This is a genomic window from Pseudomonas sp. AL03 (assembly GCF_029960815.1).
GTDB lineage: Bacteria > Pseudomonadota > Gammaproteobacteria > Pseudomonadales > Pseudomonadaceae > Aquipseudomonas.
In genome coordinates, this window is record NZ_JASBRE010000017.1 from 117,491 (window position 1) to 138,107 (window position 20,617).

General features: G+C 54.7%; 16 protein-coding genes and 4 tRNA genes. All 20 read right to left on the bottom strand.

The window, feature by feature from the left end; all coding sequences use genetic code 11:
* Positions 1 to 66: 66 nt before the first annotated feature.
* Entirely contained in the window at positions 67 to 1,260 is a 1,194-nt protein-coding gene (gene tuf / locus QK293_RS17715; protein ID WP_282379303.1) for an elongation factor Tu, read from the bottom strand.
* 31 nt (positions 1,261 to 1,291) lie between these two features.
* Positions 1,292 to 3,397, bottom strand: a complete 2,106-nt coding sequence (fusA, locus tag QK293_RS17720) for an elongation factor G (protein WP_282379305.1) — start codon at positions 3,395 to 3,397, stop codon at positions 1,292 to 1,294.
* A gap of 30 nt (positions 3,398 to 3,427) precedes the next feature.
* Positions 3,428 to 3,898 (bottom strand): 30S ribosomal protein S7, encoded by a 471-nt coding sequence (rpsG, locus tag QK293_RS17725; RefSeq protein WP_010490886.1) that lies wholly within the window; start codon positions 3,896 to 3,898, stop codon positions 3,428 to 3,430.
* 118 nt (positions 3,899 to 4,016) lie between these two features.
* Entirely contained in the window at positions 4,017 to 4,388 is a 372-nt protein-coding gene (gene rpsL, locus QK293_RS17730; RefSeq protein ID WP_002555494.1) for a 30S ribosomal protein S12, read from the bottom strand.
* Between the two features lie 216 nt (positions 4,389 to 4,604).
* Positions 4,605 to 8,804 (bottom strand): DNA-directed RNA polymerase subunit beta', encoded by a 4,200-nt coding sequence (rpoC, locus tag QK293_RS17735; RefSeq protein ID WP_282379310.1) that lies wholly within the window; start codon positions 8,802 to 8,804, stop codon positions 4,605 to 4,607.
* Between the two features lie 64 nt (positions 8,805 to 8,868).
* Positions 8,869 to 12,942 (bottom strand): DNA-directed RNA polymerase subunit beta, encoded by a 4,074-nt coding sequence (rpoB, locus tag QK293_RS17740; protein ID WP_282379312.1) that lies wholly within the window; start codon positions 12,940 to 12,942, stop codon positions 8,869 to 8,871.
* Positions 12,943 to 13,162: 220 nt separating this feature from the next.
* A complete protein-coding gene (gene rplL / locus QK293_RS17745) occupies positions 13,163 to 13,528 on the bottom strand; it encodes a 50S ribosomal protein L7/L12 (RefSeq protein ID WP_010467258.1) in 366 nt (121 codons plus the stop codon).
* A gap of 80 nt (positions 13,529 to 13,608) precedes the next feature.
* On the bottom strand, positions 13,609 to 14,109 hold the full coding sequence (rplJ, locus tag QK293_RS17750; RefSeq protein WP_010467255.1) for a 50S ribosomal protein L10: 501 nt from the start codon (positions 14,107 to 14,109) through the stop codon (positions 13,609 to 13,611).
* 198 nt (positions 14,110 to 14,307) lie between these two features.
* Positions 14,308 to 15,003 carry a 50S ribosomal protein L1 gene (rplA, locus tag QK293_RS17755; RefSeq protein WP_201190738.1) on the bottom strand — a complete coding sequence of 232 codons (696 nt, stop codon included), beginning with the start codon at positions 15,001 to 15,003 and terminating at the stop codon, positions 14,308 to 14,310.
* On the bottom strand, positions 15,003 to 15,434 hold the full coding sequence (gene rplK / locus QK293_RS17760) for a 50S ribosomal protein L11 (protein WP_282379322.1): 432 nt from the start codon (positions 15,432 to 15,434) through the stop codon (positions 15,003 to 15,005). The genes rplA and rplK overlap by 1 nt, the downstream gene beginning before the upstream one ends.
* A gap of 116 nt (positions 15,435 to 15,550) precedes the next feature.
* Positions 15,551 to 16,084 (bottom strand): transcription termination/antitermination protein NusG, encoded by a 534-nt coding sequence (gene nusG, locus QK293_RS17765; RefSeq protein ID WP_282379324.1) that lies wholly within the window; start codon positions 16,082 to 16,084, stop codon positions 15,551 to 15,553.
* A 9-nt stretch (positions 16,085 to 16,093) separates the two neighbouring features.
* Complete coding sequence (gene secE, locus QK293_RS17770) at positions 16,094 to 16,462, bottom strand: preprotein translocase subunit SecE (protein ID WP_007896620.1); 369 nt, start codon at positions 16,460 to 16,462, stop codon at positions 16,094 to 16,096.
* A gap of 45 nt (positions 16,463 to 16,507) precedes the next feature.
* A tRNA-Trp gene (locus QK293_RS17775) sits at positions 16,508 to 16,583 on the bottom strand.
* Between the two features lie 53 nt (positions 16,584 to 16,636).
* Positions 16,637 to 17,830, bottom strand: a complete 1,194-nt coding sequence (gene tuf / locus QK293_RS17780; protein ID WP_282379338.1) for an elongation factor Tu — start codon at positions 17,828 to 17,830, stop codon at positions 16,637 to 16,639.
* Positions 17,831 to 17,914: 84 nt separating this feature from the next.
* Positions 17,915 to 17,990, bottom strand: a tRNA-Thr gene (locus QK293_RS17785).
* Between the two features lie 26 nt (positions 17,991 to 18,016).
* Positions 18,017 to 18,090 (bottom strand) — tRNA-Gly (locus QK293_RS17790).
* A 24-nt stretch (positions 18,091 to 18,114) separates the two neighbouring features.
* Positions 18,115 to 18,199, bottom strand: a tRNA-Tyr gene (locus tag QK293_RS17795).
* A 142-nt stretch (positions 18,200 to 18,341) separates the two neighbouring features.
* Positions 18,342 to 18,782, bottom strand: coding sequence for a hypothetical protein (locus QK293_RS17800; protein WP_282379327.1), 441 nt, complete (start codon positions 18,780 to 18,782; stop codon positions 18,342 to 18,344).
* Positions 18,783 to 18,789: 7 nt separating this feature from the next.
* A complete protein-coding gene (locus QK293_RS17805; protein ID WP_282379329.1) occupies positions 18,790 to 19,539 on the bottom strand; it encodes a pantothenate kinase in 750 nt (249 codons plus the stop codon).
* Positions 19,529 to 20,488, bottom strand: coding sequence for a bifunctional biotin--[acetyl-CoA-carboxylase] ligase/biotin operon repressor BirA (birA, locus tag QK293_RS17810; protein WP_282379331.1), 960 nt, complete (start codon positions 20,486 to 20,488; stop codon positions 19,529 to 19,531). The genes QK293_RS17805 and birA overlap by 11 nt, the downstream gene beginning before the upstream one ends.
* Between the last annotated feature and the right edge of the window lie 129 nt (positions 20,489 to 20,617).

Sequence of the window (20,617 nt, forward strand, 5' to 3'; positions counted from 1 at the left end):
GCTACTACAGTGTCAACCCAATAAAAAAGCCCCCGCTAGGCGGGGGCTTTTTCAAGTCATCACTTATTAAGCGATGATTTTGGCTACGACGCCAGCGCCGACGGTACGACCGCCTTCACGAATAGCGAAACGCAGACCATCTTCCATTGCGATGGTTTTGATCAGGGTGACAACCATTTTGATGTTGTCGCCTGGCATTACCATTTCAACGCCTTCCGGCAGCTCGCAGTTACCGGTTACGTCAGTGGTCCGGAAGTAGAACTGTGGACGGTAGCCTTTGAAGAACGGAGTGTGGCGACCGCCTTCTTCTTTGCTCAACACGTACACTTCAGCTTCGAAGGTAGTGTGCGGCTTAACCGAACCTGGCTTGACCAGAACCTGGCCACGCTCAACGTCGTCACGCTTGGTGCCGCGCAGCAGCACGCCGCAGTTCTCGCCAGCACGACCTTCGTCGAGCAGCTTACGGAACATTTCAACGCCGGTGCAGGTGGTGACAACAGTGTCACGCAGACCAACGATTTCCAGCGAATCCTGAACCTTGACGATACCGCGCTCGATACGGCCAGTTACAACAGTACCGCGACCGGAGATCGAGAATACGTCTTCGATTGGCATCAGGAACGGCTTGTCGATAACACGAATTGGATCCGGGATGTAGCTGTCCAGAGTCTCAACCAGCTTACGAACGGCAGTGGTGCCCATTTCGTTGTCGTCTTGGCCGTTCAGAGCCATCAGAGCCGAACCAATGATGATCGGAGTGTCGTCGCCCGGGAAATCGTAAGTGCTCAGCAGATCGCGCACTTCCATCTCTACCAGTTCCAGCAGCTCAGCGTCGTCAACCATGTCAGCCTTGTTCAGGAAGACAACGATGTACGGAACGCCAACCTGACGGGACAACAGGATGTGCTCACGGGTTTGCGGCATCGGACCATCAGCGGCCGAGCAAACCAGAATAGCGCCGTCCATCTGAGCAGCACCGGTGATCATGTTCTTCACATAGTCAGCGTGACCTGGGCAGTCAACGTGAGCGTAGTGACGGATCAACGAGTTGTATTCAACGTGCGCAGTGTTGATGGTGATACCACGAGCCTTTTCTTCCGGAGCGCTGTCGATTTTGTCGAAAGCAACAGCGGCCGAACCGAAAACTTCGGAGCAGACACGAGTCAGAGCAGCAGTCAGCGTGGTTTTACCGTGGTCAACGTGACCGATGGTGCCAACGTTAACGTGCGGGAGGTCACGTACAAATTTTTCTTTAGCCACGACAATTAACTCCTAGCCTAAAGGGGCTGAATCAGCCTTGTTTTTTGGTAACAGTTTCGACGATATGCGACGGAGCTGTATTGTATTTTTTGAATTCCATAGAGTAGCTTGCACGACCTTGGGACATGGAGCGGACGTCGGTTGCGTAACCGAACATCTCACCCAACGGAACCTCGGCACGAATCACTTTGCCGGAAACCGTGTCTTCCATACCCAGGATCATGCCGCGACGACGGTTAAGGTCGCCCATCACGTCACCCATATAGTCTTCAGGCGTAACAACCTCTACCGCCATGATCGGCTCAAGCAACTCACCACCGCCCTTCTGGGCCAGTTGCTTGGTCGCCATGGAAGCGGCCACCTTAAACGCCATCTCGTTGGAGTCGACGTCGTGGTAAGAACCGTCAAACACGGTAGCCTTCAGGCCGATCAGCGGATAGCCGGCGACAACGCCGTTCTTCATCTGCTCTTCGATACCCTTCTGGATAGCCGGGATGTATTCCTTAGGAACCACACCACCCACTACTTCGTTCACGAATTGCAGACCTTCCTGACCTTCGTCAGCAGGCGCAAAACGAATCCAGCAGTGACCAAACTGGCCACGACCGCCGGATTGACGAACGAACTTACCTTCGATTTCACAGTTCTTCGTGATGCGCTCACGATAGGAAACCTGAGGCTTACCGATGTTGGCTTCGACGTTGAACTCACGGCGCATCCGGTCAACCAGGATGTCCAGGTGCAACTCGCCCATGCCGGAGATGATCGTTTGACCAGTCTCTTCATCAGTCTTGACGCGGAAAGATGGATCTTCCTGAGCGAGCTTGCCCAGAGCGACACCCATTTTTTCCTGGTCGTCCTTGGTCTTAGGCTCTACGGCAACCGAAATAACCGGCTCCGGGAAGTCCATACGAACCAGGATGATTGGCTTGTCACCGTTGCACAAAGTTTCACCAGTGGTGACGTCTTTCATGCCGATCAAGGCCGCGATGTCACCAGCGCGCACTTCCTTGATTTCTTCACGGGCGTTTGCGTGCATTTGCACCATACGACCCACGCGCTCTTTCTTGCCTTTGACCGAGTTGATCACGCCGTCGCCGGAGTTCAACACGCCCGAGTAAACACGGACGAAGGTCAAGGTACCCACGAATGGGTCGGTGGCAATTTTGAATGCCAGAGCGGAGAACGGTTCGCTGTCATCTGCATGACGCTCCAGCTCGATAGTCTCGTCATCCGGGTCAGTACCCTTGATGGCAGGAATATCAACAGGTGCAGGCAGGTAATCGATAACGGCGTCGAGAACCAGGGGAACACCCTTGTTCTTGAAGGAAGAACCACAAACAGCCAGAACGATCTCACCAGCGATAGTACGCTGACGCAGAGCGGCCTTGATTTCCTCGTTAGTGAGTTCTTCACCTTCGAGGTACTTGTTCATCAGCTCTTCGCTGGCTTCGGCCGCAGCCTCAACCATGTTGCCACGCCACTCGTCAGCCAATTCCTGCAATTCAGCAGGGATAGGCTCGCGACGAGGAACCATGCCTTTGTCAGCATCATTCCAGTAAACAGCTTCCATGGACATCAGATCGATCTGACCCTGGAAGTTGTCTTCGGAACCGATAGCCAACTGGATTGGCACCGGGGTGTGACCCAGACGCTGCTTGATCTGACCGATCACGCGCAGGAAGTTCGCACCAGCACGATCCATCTTGTTTACGTAAACAAGACGTGGAACGCCGTATTTGTTGGCCTGACGCCATACGGTTTCCGACTGAGGCTCAACGCCCGAGGTACCACAAAACACAACGACCGCGCCGTCGAGAACACGCAGGGAACGCTCAACTTCAATGGTGAAGTCAACGTGGCCCGGGGTGTCAATGACGTTGAAGCGGTATTGTTCTTTGTGCTGCTTCTCGGAACCCTGCCAGAAGGCGGTAATAGCAGCAGAAGTAATGGTAATACCACGCTCCTGCTCCTGAACCATCCAGTCTGTGGTCGCGGCGCCGTCATGCACCTCGCCCATCTTGTGACTTTTGCCAGTGTAAAAAAGGACGCGCTCAGTGGTGGTGGTTTTACCAGCATCCACGTGAGCAACGATACCAATGTTACGGTAGCGATTAATCGGTGTTGTACGAGCCATAAAGCCCTCGCAAAATTAGTGACGCTAAAATTAGAAGCGGTAGTGCGAGAAAGCCTTGTTGGCTTCAGCCATACGGTGCACGTCTTCACGCTTCTTAACTGCAGCACCTTTACCTTCAGCAGCATCCAACAGCTCGCCAGCCAAACGCAGAGCCATAGACTTCTCGCCGCGCTTGCGGGCGAAGTCTACCAACCAGCGCATTGCCAGGGCGTTACGACGGGACGGGCGAACTTCGACCGGAACCTGGTAAGTAGCACCGCCTACACGGCGCGACTTCACTTCGACCAGCGGAGCGATGGCGTCGAGAGCTTTCTCGAAGATTTCCAGGGGATCGCTGTTCTTGCGTTCTTTAACCTTGTCCAGCGCGCCATAAACGATACGCTCGGCAACGGCTTTCTTGCCGCTTTCCATTACGTGGTTCATGAACTTGGCCAGGATTTGGCTTCCGTATTTTGGATCGTCAAGCACTTCGCGCTTGGCTGCTACGCGTCTTCTTGGCATGGATAAGCCCTCAAACGGTCTTCAGGTTCGCTCGGAATCGGTCCCCTTTCGGGACGCCTCCGACCTTACTCTTATCGACTCAGAAAAATAGAAAATCAGTTTTTACAAAAAGCCACTACTACTTAGGCTTCTTGGTACCGTACTTCGAACGACCCTGGTTACGACCTTTAACGCCGGAAGTATCCAAAGAACCACGTACGGTGTGATAACGAACACCTGGCAAGTCTTTTACACGACCGCCGCGGATCAGTACCACGCTGTGCTCTTGCAGGTTGTGGCCTTCACCGCCGATGTACGAGGAAACCTCGAAACCGTTGGTCAGACGCACACGGCATACTTTACGCAGTGCCGAGTTAGGTTTTTTCGGCGTGGTGGTATACACACGGGTGCATACGCCACGACGTTGCGGGCAGTTCTGCAGCGCAGGCACGTCGGATTTCTCGACGATACGCTTACGCGGCTGACGTACCAGCTGGTTGATAGTTGCCATCTACTAGCTCCACTGTTGTCTTGCGACGCTATTGTCTTGCAAGAAAAGCAAAATGGCAGGAACGAATTCCCGCCAAATTTAGGGGTACAAGAGTCTAAAGAGGATCTTGCCCCCAGTCAAGGCAAGGCCCCAACCTCCCCGCTTATCCAATCTCGACAAATTGTCTCGATTCGATGAACGGAGAGGCCGGGGCCCCACGCTTATTTACTGCAGAACTCAGTTACCGCTCGAGTTCAGTGCTTCGGTCAGTGCAGCTTCCACTTCACTGGCGCTTACGCGCAACGGTTTGTCAGCTTCACGGCGACGCTTGCGCTCGCTGTGATAAGCCAGACCGGTACCCGCCGGGATCAGACGACCCACGACCACGTTTTCTTTCAGGCCGCGCAGGTAATCGCGCTTGCCGGTTACCGCCGCTTCGGTCAGTACGCGAGTGGTTTCCTGGAAGGAAGCCGCCGAGATGAACGATTCGGTGGACAACGACGCCTTGGTGATACCCAACAGCACGCGAGTGAACTTGGAAACGAATTTCTCGTCGCCCGCCAGACGCTCGTTCTCTACCAGAACGTGAGTCAATTCCATCTGGTCGCCCTTGATGAAAGTGGAATCGCCGGATTCAGCGATTTCAACTTTACGCAGCATCTGACGCAGGATGGTCTCGATGTGCTTGTCGTTGATCTTCACGCCCTGCAGACGATAAACGTCCTGGATCTCGTTCACGATGTACTTGGCCAGCGCACTCACACCCAGCAGACGCAGGATGTCGTGTGGATCGCTCGGGCCGTCGGAGATAACTTCGCCGCGGTTTACCTGTTCGCCTTCGAAGACGTTCAGGTGACGCCACTTCGGAATCAGCTCTTCGTACGGATCGCTACCGTCGTTCGGGGTAATGACCAGACGGCGCTTGCCTTTGGTCTCTTTACCGAACGCGATGGTGCCGCTGACTTCAGCCAAAATCGAGGCTTCTTTCGGACGACGGGCTTCGAACAAGTCGGCAACACGCGGCAAACCACCGGTGATGTCACGGGTTTTCGAAGTCTCTTGCGGAATACGAGCGATAACATCACCGATCGCGATTTTCGCACCGTCCGCCACGCCGACCAGGGCGTTGGCAGGTAGGAAGTACTGAGCAATTACGTCGGTACCCGGCAGCAAGAGATCCTTGCCGTTGTCATCAACCATCTTCACAGCAGGACGGATATCTTTACCGGCAGCTGGACGGTCTTTGGCGTCGAGTACTTCAATGTTGGTCATACCGGTCAATTCGTCAGTTTGACGCTTGATCGTGATGCCTTCTTCCATGCCCACGTAGGTCACGGTACCTTTCATTTCGGTAACGATTGGGTGAGTGTGCGGATCCCACTTGGCCACGATTGCGCCAGCGTCGACCTTGTCACCTTCTTTAACCGAAATCACAGCACCGTACGGCAGCTTGTAACGCTCGCGCTCACGACCGAAGTCATCAGCGATTGCCAGCTCACCGGAACGGGACACAGCAACCAGGCAACCATCCACTCGCTCAACGTGCTTCAGGTTATGCAGACGGACGGTACCGCCATTCTTCACTTGAACGCTGTCTGCCGCGGAGGTTCGGCTTGCCGCACCACCGATGTGGAACGTACGCATGGTCAGCTGGGTACCCGGCTCACCGATGGACTGGGCAGCGATAACGCCGACCGCTTCACCGATGTTCACCTGGTGACCACGAGCCAAGTCACGGCCGTAGCACTTGGCGCAAATGCCATAGCGCGTTTCACAGCTGATCGGCGAACGCACGATCACTTCATCGATGCTGTTCAGCTCGATGAACTCAACCCACTTCTCGTCTACCAGCGTGCCGGCAGGAACGATGATTTCTTCGGTCCCTGGCTTGTACACGTCACGGGCAATAACACGACCCAATACGCGCTCACCCAATGGCTCAACAACGTCACCGCCTTCAATGTGCGGAGTCATTACCAGGCCATGTTCGGTGCCGCAATCGATCTCGGTTACTACCAGATCCTGCGCAACGTCTACCAGACGACGAGTCAGGTAACCGGAGTTCGCAGTTTTCAACGCGGTATCCGCCAAACCTTTACGAGCACCGTGAGTGGAGATGAAGTACTGAAGTACGCTCAAACCTTCACGGAAGTTCGCAGTAATCGGCGTTTCAATGATGGAACCGTCCGGCTTGGCCATCAGGCCACGCATACCGGCGAGCTGACGGATCTGCGCAGCAGAACCCCGTGCGCCCGAGTCGGCCATCATGTACATCGAGTTGAAGGACTCTTGGTCGACTTCGACGCCATGGCGGTCGATGACTTTCTCTTTCGAGAGGTTGGCCATCATCGCCTTGGAAACTTCGTCGTTCGCCTTGGACCAAAGGTCGATCACTTTGTTGTACTTCTCGCCCTGGGTTACCAGGCCGGAGGCGTACTGACTTTCGATCTCTTTCACTTCATCAGTGGCAGCACTGATGATGCGGGCTTTTTCATCAGGGATAACGAAGTCGTTAACACCGATGGAAACGCCGGAAATGGTCGAATAGGCAAAACCGGTGTACATCAACTGGTCAGCGAAGATCACGGTCTCTTTCAAACCAACCACGCGGTAGCACTGGTTGATCAGCTTGGAGATCGCCTTTTTCTTCATCGGCTGGTTGACGACGTCGTACGACAGGCCAGGTGGAACAACCTGGAACAACAGCGCACGGCCGACAGTGGTGTCGACGATACGGGTGTTCTTGACGCTGCCACCATCACGATCGTTAACGGTTTCGTTGATCCGCACTTTGACCTTGGCGTGCAGTGCGGCTTCGCCAGCACGGAACACACGGTCAACTTCCTGCAGATCCGCGAACACACGACCTTCGCCCTTGGCGTTGATCGCTTCACGAGTCATGTAGTACAGACCCAATACAACGTCCTGCGACGGAACGATGATTGGCTCACCGTTGGCTGGCGACAGAATGTTGTTGGTCGACATCATCAACGCACGCGCTTCCAACTGGGCTTCCAGTGTCAGCGGTACGTGCACGGCCATTTGGTCGCCGTCGAAGTCGGCGTTGTACGCAGCACAGACCAGAGGGTGCAGCTGGATAGCCTTACCTTCGATCAGTACTGGTTCAAACGCCTGGATACCCAGACGGTGAAGGGTCGGTGCACGGTTGAGGAGAACCGGGTGTTCGCGAATCACTTCAGCGAGAACGTCCCACACTTCCGGCAGCTCGCGCTCGACCATCTTCTTGGCAGCTTTGATGGTGGTCGCGAGACCACGCATTTCCAGCTTGCCGAAAATGAACGGCTTGAACAGCTCGAGAGCCATTTTCTTCGGCAGACCGCACTGGTGCAGACGCAGGGTCGGACCTACGGTAATTACCGAACGGCCGGAGTAGTCAACACGCTTACCGAGCAAGTTCTGACGGAAACGACCTTGCTTACCCTTGATCATGTCAGCCAGGGATTTCAGAGGACGCTTGTTGGAACCGGTGATAGCGCGGCCACGACGACCGTTGTCGAGCAGTGCGTCGACGGCTTCCTGCAACATACGCTTTTCGTTGCGCACGATGATGTCCGGAGCGGACAGATCGAGCAGACGCTTCAAGCGGTTGTTACGGTTGATCACTCGACGATACAAATCGTTGAGGTCGGAAGTCGCGAAGCGACCGCCATCCAGCGGGACCAGTGGACGCAAATCTGGCGGCAGAACCGGCAGAACGGTCAGCACCATCCATTCTGGAAGGTTGCCGGAACCCTGGAAGGCTTCCATCAACTTCAGACGCTTGGACAGCTTCTTGATTTTGGTTTCGGAGTTGGTTTGCGGAATTTCTTCGCGCAGACGGCCAATCTCGTGTTCCAGATCGATAGCGTGCAGCAGTTCGCGGACAGCTTCGGCACCCATGCGGGCATCGAAATCGTCGCCGAACTCTTCCAGCGCTTCGAAGTACTGCTCGTCGTTGAGCAGCTGACCTTTTTCAAGGGTGGTCATGCCTGGATCGATAACGACATAGCTCTCGAAGTAGAGAACGCGTTCGATATCACGCAGGGTCATGTCCATCAGCAAACCGATACGCGACGGCAGCGATTTCAGGAACCAGATGTGGGCAACTGGCGAGGCCAGTTCGATGTGCGCCATGCGCTCACGACGAACTTTAGCCAGCGCGACTTCAACGCCGCACTTCTCGCAGATCACACCACGGTGCTTCAAGCGCTTGTACTTACCGCACAGGCACTCGTAATCCTTTACCGGGCCAAAGATCTTGGCGCAGAACAGGCCGTCACGCTCAGGTTTGAACGTACGGTAGTTGATGGTTTCCGGCTTTTTAACTTCACCGAACGACCACGAACGGATCATCTCAGGCGATGCCAATCCAATACGGATGGCGTCGAACTCTTCGACTTGACCCTGGTTTTTCAGCAAATTCAGTAGGTCTTTCAAGGCCTTTCCTCCTGGCGGAGCAGAGAGCGGGCAATCCTGCCCCGCTCTCGATTCGCGTCACGTGTTATTCGGTTTCCAGATCGATATCGATGCCGAGGGAACGAATTTCCTTGATCAACACGTTGAAAGACTCGGGCATGCCCGGCTCCATACGGTGATCGCCGTCCACGATGTTTTTGTACATCTTGGTCCGGCCGTTCACATCGTCCGACTTCACTGTGAGCATTTCTTGCAGAGTGTAAGCAGCACCGTATGCTTCCAGTGCCCAGACCTCCATCTCCCCGAAACGCTGACCACCGAACTGTGCCTTACCACCCAGCGGCTGCTGGGTAACCAGGCTGTACGAACCGGTAGAACGAGCGTGCATCTTGTCGTCTACCAAGTGGTTCAGCTTCAGCATGTACATGTAGCCAACAGTAACCGGGCGCTCGAACTTGTTGCCGGTACGGCCGTCAGTCAGCTGCATCTGGCCGCTTTCTGGCAGATCTGCCAGTTTCAGCATGGCCTTGATTTCGCTTTCCTTGGCGCCGTCGAACACTGGAGTGGCCATTGGAACGCCGCCACGCAGGTTCTTCGCCAGATCCAGGATTTCCTGGTCGGAGAAGCTATCCAGATCTTCGTTACGACCGCCGATCTGGTTGTAGATCTCGTCGAGGAATTTACGAAGCTCAGCGACTTTGCGCTGCTCTTCGATCATCCGGTTGATCTTCTCGCCCAAGCCTTTAGCCGCGAGGCCCAGGTGGGTTTCAAGGATCTGACCAACGTTCATACGCGAAGGTACGCCCAACGGATTGAGGACGACGTCGACCGGGGTGCCATTGGCATCGTGCGGCATGTCTTCAACCGGCATGATCACAGAGACCACACCTTTGTTACCGTGACGACCGGCCATCTTGTCGCCCGGCTGGATGCGGCGTCGGATTGCCAGGTAAACCTTGACGATTTTCAGCACACCTGGAGCCAGGTCATCGCCCTGCTGCAGTTTGCGCTTCTTGTCTTCGAACTTGTCGTCCAGCAGACGGCGGCGATCAACGATGTAGGCCTGAGCCTTCTCGAGTTGCTCGTTCAGAGCATCTTCAGCCATGCGCAGTTTGAACCACTGACCATGCTCAAGACCGTCGAGAACTTCGTCGGTGATGTCCTGACCTTTCTTCAGACCGGCGCCACCTTCGGCTTTGTGGCCGACCAGAGCGGAACGCAGACGTTCGAAAGTGGCGCCTTCAACGATACGGAACTCTTCGTTCAGATCCTTGCGGATCTCGTCGAGTTGAGTCTTCTCGATGGACAGAGCACGAGCATCACGCTCGACGCCGTCACGGGTGAAGACCTGTACGTCGATGACAGTGCCCTTGGTACCGGTAGGTACACGCAGGGAAGTGTCTTTAACGTCGCTGGCTTTTTCACCGAAGATGGCACGCAACAGCTTCTCTTCCGGCGTCAGCTGGGTCTCGCCTTTCGGAGTGACCTTACCTACCAGAATGTCGCCTGCGCCAACTTCAGCACCTACGTAAACGATACCGGCTTCGTCCAGCTTGTTCAGTGCAGCTTCACCCACGTTCGGGATGTCTGCAGTGATTTCCTCTGGCCCAAGCTTGGTGTCACGTGCCACACAGGTCAGTTCCTGAATGTGGATCGTGGTGAAGCGATCTTCTTGAACAACTCGTTCCGACAGGCAGATGGAGTCTTCGAAGTTGTAACCGTTCCAGGCCATGAACGCGATGCGCATGTTCTGACCCAAAGCCAGCTCACCCATGTCGGTGGACGGACCGTCAGCCATGATGTCGCTACGCTGAACCCGATCACCTTTACGCACCAGCGGACGCTGGTTGATGCAGGTGTTCTGGTTGGAGCGGGTGTATTTGGTCAGGTTGTAAATGTCGACACCAGCTTCGCCGGTTTCAACTTCGTCATCAGCAACCCGAACCACGATACGGCTGGCGTCGACGGAATCGATAACGCCACCACGACGAGCCACGACGCAAACGCCGGAGTCACGGGCTACGTTACGCTCCATGCCGGTACCGACCAGCGGCTTGTCAGCGCGCAGGGTTGGTACAGCTTGACGCTGCATGTTCGAACCCATCAACGCACGGTTGGCGTCATCGTGCTCGAGGAACGGGATCAGCGACGCTGCAACCGAAACTACCTGCTTCGGAGAAACGTCCATCAAGGTGACGTCTTCCGGCGCCTTGACGGTGAACTCGTTCAAGTGACGAACAGCTACCAGCTCGTCGATCAGCATTTTCTTGTCGTTCATCGTGGCCGAAGCCTGAGCGATCACGTGATCAGCTTCTTCGATGGCGGACAGGAACACGATCTCGTCGGTGACCAAAGCGTCTTTCACCACACGGTACGGGCTCTCGAGGAAGCCGTACTGGTTGGTGCGCGCATAGGCGGCCAGGGAGTTGATCAGGCCGATGTTCGGACCTTCCGGCGTTTCAATCGGGCATACACGACCGTAGTGAGTCGGGTGTACGTCACGAACTTCAAAACCAGCACGCTCACGAGTCAAACCGCCAGGGCCGAGTGCAGACACACGACGCTTGTGGGTGATCTCGGACAGCGGGTTGTTCTGGTCCATGAACTGGGAAAGCTGGCTGGAACCGAAGAACTCTTTCACCGCCGCAGCCACGGGCTTGGCGTTGATCAGGTCTTGCGGCATCAGGCCTTCGCTTTCAGCCATCGACAGACGCTCTTTGACCGCACGCTCAACACGTACCAGGCCAACGCGGAACTGGTTCTCAGCCATTTCGCCTACGCAGCGAACACGACGGTTACCCAGGTGGTCGATGTCATCGACGATGCCTTTACCATTACGGATGTCGACCAGAGTCTTCAGAACCGCAACGATGTCTTCTTTGCACAACACGCCCGAGCCTTCGATCTCGGTACGACCGATACGACGGTTGAACTTCATCCGACCGACCGCAGACAGGTCATAGCGCTCAGGGCTGAAGAACAGGTTGTTGAACAGAGTCTCGGCAGCGTCTTTGGTTGGCGGCTCGCCTGGACGCATCATGCGATAGATCTCGACCAGCGCTTCCAATTGGTTGCTGGTGGCGTCGATCTTCAGCGTGTCGGAGACGAACGGACCGCAGTCGATATCGTTGGTGTACAGAGTTTCGATGCGAACAACCTGGGACTTGGCGATTTTCGCCAGGATCTCGGTGTTCAGCTCGGTGTTGCACTCTGCCAGGATTTCGCCGGTTGCCGGATGCACGATGACCTTGGCGGTGGTGCGGCCCAGGACGTAGTCCAGAGGCACTTGCAGCTCTTTGATCCCGGCTTTTTCCAGCTGGTTGATATGGCGAGCAGTGATACGACGACCCTGCTCGACAATAACCTTGCCTTTGTCATCCAGGATATCGATGGCAGCGATTTCACCACGCAGGCGCTGAGGCACCAGTTCCAGGTTGAGGTTTTCACCCTGCACATGGAAGACGTTGGTGGTGTAGAACGCGTCGAGCACTTCTTCAGTGGTATAGCCGAGCGCGCGCAGCAGTACCGATGCAGGCAGCTTGCGACGACGGTCGATACGCACGAATACGCAGTCTTTCGGGTCGAACTCGAAGTCCAGCCACGAACCGCGGTAAGGAATGATGCGCGCGGAGTACAGCAGTTTGCCAGAGCTGTGCGTCTTGCCACGGTCGTGGTCGAAGAACACGCCCGGGGAACGGTGCAACTGGGAAACGATTACACGCTCGGTACCGTTGATTACGAAGGTACCGTTCTCAGTCATCAGGGGGATTTCACCCATGTAGACTTCTTGCTCTTTGATGTCCTTGATCGCTTTGTTCGACGATTCTTTGTCGAAAATGATCAGGCGCACTTTTACCCGCAAAGGTACGGCGTAAGTTACACCGCGCAATACGCATTCTTTGACATCAAATGCCGGTTCGCCCAGGCGATAACCGACGTACTCCAGCGCAGCATTGCCGGAGTAGCTGATGATCGGGAAAACGGATTTGAAGGCCGCATGCAGGCCCACGTCGCGGAACTGATCTTTAGTCGCTCCCGCTTGCAAGAATTCACGATACGAATCCAGCTGGATGGCCAGGAGGTACGGCACATCCATGACGTCCGGCAACTTGCTAAAGTCCTTGCGGATACGTTTTTTCTCAGTATATGAGTAAGCCATCAGCGTTCCCCAGCTTGGTCACCTGCTTGTTTGGCCCCTCCCGACGGGAGCAGCCAGAAAATCGTGCAAACCCCATGGTTTGCGCCACCGCATCGGGTGGTTACAGCTCGTTATCAACACCGACCCAGTCGGCTGCCAATAACGGAAAAAGGCCGGTGGCAAGAGCCACCAGCCATCAGCCTTTCGCTTAACGCTCGGGCTGGAGACGCAAAGTCGATGCTTACTTCAGCTCGACTTTAGCGCCTGCTTCTTCCAGAGTGGCTTTGGCTTTGTCAGCTGCGTCTTTCGAAACAGCTTCCAGAACCATGCCAGGAGCGCCGTCAACTACAGCCTTGGCTTCTTTCAAGCCCAGACCGGTCAGTTCACGTACTGCCTTGATCACGTTAACTTTCTTCTCGCCAGCTTCCAGCAGCATGACGTTGAATTCAGTTTGTTCTTCAACAACGGCAGCGACAGCAGCTGGACCAGCGGAAGCAGCGGCAGCAGAAACGCCGAACTTCTCTTCCATGGCTTTGATCAGCTCAACGATTTCCAGAACGGATTTTTCGCCGATTGCTTCGATGATTTGGTCGTTAGTCAGAGACATGACTATAAATTCCTGTATTGGGGTGACAGCCTACGCGGCCATCGAAATAAACAATAAACGCTGAAAGGAGTCGCTCAGCCTTAGGCTGCCGCAGCTTCTTTCTGGTCGCGAAGAGCCGCCAGAGTACGAGCCAATTTGCTGGTTGCGCCTTGAATCACGCTCATCAGCTGAGAAATTGCTTCGTCACGGGTCGGCAGGCTTGCCAGTACGTCGATCTGATTAGCTGCGAGGAACTTGCCCTCGAACGCAGCTGCCTTGATCTCGAACTTATCCTGACCTTTTGCGAACTCTTTGAAGATACGGGCAGCAGCGCCCGGATGTTCTTTGGAGAATGCAATCAAGGTCGGGCCAGTGAACACGTCGTTGAGCACGTCATATTGAGTGCCAGCAACGGCGCGCTTGAGCAGGGTGTTACGTACAACACGTACGTATACGCCAGCTTCACGAGCCTCTTTACGGAGTCCGGTCATAGCGCCTACTGTTACGCCACGGGCATCAGCCACGACAGCGGACAGAGCAACTTGGGCAGCCTTGTTGACTTCAGCGACGATGGCCTTCTTGTCTTCAAGTTTAATTGCCACGGGAAAAACTCCTGCTTGTTACCGTTTCATCCAACCGAGGTCAGATGTCGTTTTGGTGTCTGATTCGGTAAGGAACCGGGAGCACCATCTGCGTAGGCTTGAGGTTTAAGACTTGCGTCGCCTACGGTCTTGGATAGCCCCCGCCAGGCAGGGACCCCAATCTTTCAATTGGCGCAATCGCTTGCGCCAATTTTTGTCTTACGCTTCCAGCGAACCTTGGTCGATGACCAGGCCCGGGCCCATGGTGGTGCTCAGGGTGATGCGTTTGACATAAATGCCTTTCGAGGAAGCCGGCTTGATACGCTTCAGATCAGAGATCAGGGCTTCAACGTTTTCCTTCAGCTTGACGGCATCAAAGCCGACTTTGCCAACGGAGGTGTGAATGATGCCGTTTTTGTCGGTGCGATAACGAACCTGACCAGCCTTGGCGTTTTTAACCGCAGTAGCTACGTCCGGGGTTACGGTGCCGACTTTAGGGTTAGGCATCAGGCCACGTGGACCGAGGATCTGACCCAACTGACCGACAACGCGCATTGCATCCGGAGATGCGATAACTACGTCGAAGTTCAGGTTGCCGGCTTTCATTTCGGCAGCCAGGTCGTCCATACCTACACGGTCAGCGCCGGCAGCCAGAGCGGCCTCGGCAGCTGGACCCTGGGTGAACACAGCAACGCGAACGGTCTTGCCAGTGCCGTGTGGCAGCACAGTAGCGCTACGAACGACCTGGTCGGATTTACGCGGATCAACACCCAGATTTACAGCAACGTCGAACGACTCGCTGAACTTGACAGTCGACAGCTCAGCCAGCAGAGCAGCAGCGTCTACAAAGTTGTAGGACTTGCCTGCTTCGATTTTGCCGGCGATAGCCTTTTGGCGCTTGGTCAGCTTAGCCATTACACACCCTCCACGTTAAGGCCCATGCTACGAGCAGAACCGGCGATAGTACGCACGGCTGCGTCCATATCAGCTGCAGTCAGATCCGCGTTTTTGGTTTTCGCGATTTCTTCCAGCTGAGCACGGGTCACAGTGCCAACCTTAACGGTGTTCGGACGAGCGGAACCGCTAGCCAGACCAGCAGCCTTCTTCAGCAGAACCGAAGCAGGGGTAGACTTGGTTTCGAAAGTGAAGCTACGGTCGCTATAGACAGTGATGATCACTGGAGTCGGCAGACCTGGCTCAATACCCTGAGTACGGGCGTTGAAAGCCTTGCAGAATTCCATGATGTTCACGCCGTGCTGACCCAGAGCAGGACCAACAGGTGGGCTTGGGTTAGCCTGAGCGGCTTTCACTTGCAGCTTGATGTAAGCGGTAATCTTCTTGGCCATGAGGCACTCCAATTACGGGTTCGAACGCCTCGAAAGGCTCCCCGGTTACTTGCGCGTTTATCCCAGTGACGACAAAACCCCACAGCCTAGGCTGCGGGGTTGGGATGCTTGCTCAGCTAGACCTTTTCGACCTGACTGAACTCCAGCTCTACCGGAGTAGAGCGACCGAAAATGAGCACCGCCACTTGGATCCGGCTCTTTTCGTAGTTAACTTCTTCGACCGTGCCAGTAAAATCAGCAAACGGTCCGTCATTGACACGCACCGACTCACCTGGCTCGAACAACGTCTTCGGTTTCGGCTTGTCGCTACCATCAGCAACGCGACGCAGAATCGCTTCTGCCTCTTTATCTGTAATTGCCGCAGGCTTATCAGCGGTACCGCCAATGAAACCCATCACCCGAGGAGTATCCTTGACCAAGTGCCAAGTACCCTCATTCATATCCATCTGAACCAGCACATAACCTGGGAAGAACTTGCGCTCGCTTTTGCGTTTCTGGCCATTACGCATTTCAACCACTTCTTCAGTGGGAACCAGAATTTCGCCAAAGCCATCTTCCATGCCAGCCAGCTTTACGCGCTCTACTAACGAGCGCATGACATGCTTCTCGTAACCGGAGTAAGCATGCACAACGTACCAACGCTTAGCCACGGGACACCCTTAGCCGACAATCAAGGAAACAAGCCAACCGAGCAGGGAATCAAGCCCCCACAACAGCAACGCCATAACCAAAACGACAGCCACAACAATCAACGTGGTCTGCGTGGTTTCTTGGCGAGTTGGCCATACGACTTTACGAATCTCGGTGCGAGCTTCCTTAACCAGTACAAAGAAAGACTTGCCCTTGACTGTCTGCAGGCCTACAAAGGCAGCTACAGCAGCAATGACAAGCAAAGCAAGTACGCGGTACAGGATCGGCGAAGCAGAGTAATACTGATTGCCAACAACGCCAACAACCACCAAAGCGACTACTACTAGCCACTTGAGCAGATCGAAGCGAGAGCCTTGAGCTTCAGCTTTAGGAGTCATCTATGAAGATCCTGTGAAAAGAAAGCCAGACACACCAAGTGAATCTGGCAGGTCAGGAGGGAATCGAACCCCCAACCTACGGTTTTGGAGACCGTCGCTCTGCCAATTGAGCTACTGACCTAAAACAAAATCAGGCCGACCATTATGCCGGCCCGAAAAAGACATTACAACAACTTACTCGATGACTTTGGCTACGACACCCGCGCCGACGGTACGACCGCCTTCACGGATAGCGAAACGCAGACCATCTTCCATCGCGATGGTTTTGATCAGGGTAACGGTCATCTGAACGTTATCACCCGGCATCACCATTTCAACACCTTCCGGCAGCTCGCAGTTACCAGTCACATCAGTTGTACGGAAGTAGAACTGTGGACGGTAACCTTTGAAGAATGGCGTATGACGCCCACCTTCTTCCTTGCTCAGAACATAAACCTCAGCGGTGAACTTCGTATGCGGCTTGACGGTGCCCGGCTTGACCAAAACCTGGCCACGCTCAACATCATCACGCTTGGTACCACGCAGCAAAACGCCGCAGTTCTCGCCAGCACGACCTTCGTCGAGCAGTTTGCGGAACATCTCAACACCAGTACAGGTAGTTTTGATGGTGTCACGCAAACCAACAATTTCGATTTCTTCCTGAATCTTGACGATTCCGCGCTCGATACGACCAGTCACAACAGTACCGCGACCGGAGATCGAGAACACATCCTCGATCGGCATCAGGAACGGCTTATCAATAGCGCGCTCAGGCTGCGGAATGTAGCTATCCAGAGCCTCAACCAATCTCCTGACGGCAGTGGTACCCATCTCGTTATCGTCTTGACCGTTCAGCGCCATCAGCGCCGAACCGATGATGATCGGAGTGTCATCACCCGGAAAATCGTAAGCGCTCAACAGGTCGCGCACTTCCATCTCAACCAGCTCCAGCAACTCAGCATCGTCAACCATGTCAGCCTTGTTCAGGAAGACAACGATGTACGGAACGCCAACCTGACGGGACAGCAGGATGTGCTCACGGGTTTGCGGCATCGGACCATCAGCGGCCGAACAAACCAGAATCGCACCATCCATCTGCGCAGCACCGGTAATCATGTTTTTTACATAGTCGGCGTGACCAGGGCAGTCAACGTGCGCGTAGTGACGCACGGCCGAATCGTACTCAACGTGAGCGGTGTTGATGGTAATGCCACGAGCTTTTTCTTCAGGGGCGCTATCGATCTTGTCGAAGTCGACCTTTGCTGAACCGAAAACCTCGGAGCAGACACGGGTCAAGGCAGCAGTCAGAGTGGTTTTACCGTGATCGACGTGACCAATGGTACCAACGTTGACGTGCGGCTTATTACGTTCGAACTTTTCCTTAGCCATCGAAATCACCCCTAGCAGAAGAATTAAGCAAGTCAAACAAGCCATTAAAACAAAGGCAGATATTTTCATATCTGCCTTGTTATATGGAGCTCTTGAGCGGATTCGAACCGCTGACCTCACCCTTACCAAGGGTGTGCTCTACCAACTGAGCTACAAGAGCGCAACACTTTGCAGGATCTGCAAACTTGGAGCGGGTAGCGGGAATCGAACCCGCATCATCAGCTTGGAAGGCTGAGGTTCTACCACTAAACTATACCCGCGGAGCTTGCAGCTCTCGCTAAAAATGGTGGAGGGGGAAGGATTCGAACCTTCGAAGTCGTAGACGTCAGATTTACAGTCTGATCCCTTTGGCCGCTCGGGAACCCCTCCTAAGCGAGCCGGCATTCTATATCATGCCGGCCTTCTGTCAAGCATTTTCTCATTAAAAACCTGAGGTTAGCTGCGTTGACATCGCTCCGCACCGTTAACCGTTAAAGGTCTTCACTGCGAAGCGGGCGCCATTCTATGCAAACTATTCTGCGGGTGCAACCCCCTCGCACGGCATTATTTTATATTTTAACTCATTGAATTCTCTAGAAAGGTTTTTCAGCTGCGAGTCATCCAGCCAACGTCGGCTTTCTGGTGCCACACGCACCCAGTAACCAGCAGACTCGGCGGGAGCCTTCGGCAAGGAATGGAACTTGATTTCCATGCCGCTCAATCGCCGCTCGACCGCCTGAGCCGCCTCCTGACGAGCAAAACCGCCCAGATAGAGACAACCATCGTCCGCCTGGGCAGGCTTTCCTTTATCACGAGCCGCGTCAGTCGTCTCACTCAACAAGCGAATATCCTGCTGCGAACCCCGATACAAACTCAAAGGGGTTACATCCTTTGCGCGCAGAGGAGCCTCTTGTTGGTGCCAGATGTAATAGAACACATTGAGAACAAGCAGCAGCAGAAACAACCAACGCATAAAAACCTCAGGACAAGGGGCATGCCATAGCCAAGCCTACAAACACCAGGTCGGGAACCACTCTGGCCTCAGGCACGATTTCGGAAACCAGCCCTGCATCTCCCCCAGTGAGAAACACAGCAAAATCATCCCCCCAATAGGTACGCGCCAACTCTAGCTGTGTCAGGACAAAGCCTCTCAGCATCAGCGAGCATCCCCGCTCGACTGCCTCGACAGTTGTGCGACCAGGAATGAGACTTTCCAGAGCGCGCTCGGCTGCCAGATCCCCATAACGAATTCTACGGGTATGGGTACGCAACTGGTTTCGCATCAGCGGTATACCCGGGCATATAAATCCTCCGAGATGCTCGCCGTCCCTGGCGATGAAGTCCGCAGTAACAGCCGTACCAAAATCAAGCACAAGGCACGCGCCCGAGGCGAGATGAAATCCCCCGAGCATCGCCAGCCAACGGTCGAGCCCTAAGCGCTCGAACTCCTCATAGCCATTACGAACCCCGGACATTTCGCGTGACGGTGCTGCACATACCACCGACACACCAAAAGCCTCTGTCAGTAGTGAAATCAGTGCATTGGTTTCTTCGGCGGTCCTGACACTGACCAGCCTACAAAACTTGAGAGCGAGCCCCTTGAGCGCTTTCAGGCTCTCCAGCAAAGCAAGATCTGAATCAACGACACCCTCGCCAACCACCCGCCGAACATCCGCATCGAGCACCCGCCACTTGATGAAACTGTTTCCGCAGTCGAGCTCAAGAATCATCACGTAACCTCAGACTGAGCTCACCACCACTAAAGACTTTTTCCACACCACCCACCTTCAAGCGCAGAGCACCCTGACTATCAATACCCAGCACTTCGCCATTTATTTGGTTAACACCGGCAATCAACGACACGGCTCGACCCTGCCAGAGATGATTTTGTTCCCACTCTGCCTGGATAGCTGAAAATCCGTGGACTTGATGACAACACAGATACTCCTGGAGCATCGCGCCCAACTCCCCCACCAAGTGATTTCGGTCAAACACCTTACCCGACTCGAGCCGCATGGACGTCCACTGCTGATCGACCTCATCGGTAATCTGCATGTTCACATTAATTCCCACACCCAGCACAACGTGACACACATCGGCAGGATCCCCCACCAGCTCGAGCAATATCCCGGCAATCTTTTTCTGACCGACCAGAACATCGTTCGGCCACTTCAATCCAGCCCCCGAAACACCAAGCATTCGCAAGGCCTGCATGACGGCGAGCCCAACAACAAGACTCAAGCCTTCGAGCTGACGCATTCCACCTTCAATACGCAGCACGAGGCTGTAATAGATGTTTTCCGCAAATGGGCTCACCCACTTTCGCCCACGCCGCCCGCGACCTGCTGTTTGCCGTTCAGCTAGCACCAGAAATGGTGCAGCCTGACCTCGCGCTATGGCACGCAGAGCCTCGGCATTAGTGGAGTCGATTGAATCGAAAACCAGGATGGGCCAATCACAAGAAGGTGCTCGCCCTCTTATCTCGACAGAATCAAGCAGCGTCAACGGCGTAGCCAGTTGATAGCCGCGCCCCCGCACCTTATGGATGGATAGCCCTAGATCAGCCTCTAAATGCTGAAGCTGCTTCCAAACGGCACTACGACTGACACCCAAGGCAACGCCCAAAGCCTGGCCCGAATGGAATCGGCCATCTTTAAGAAGCTTTAACAACGTCAGCATGCAAGTCTCGCCTCACAATGAGGCCCGCATGATAGCCATGCCCCGCGCCATTGCATAGAAACTCGACAGGCCAGCTTTCCTGCGGACAAAACAAAACCCCTACCTGCATACGCAGATAGGGGTTTCGGA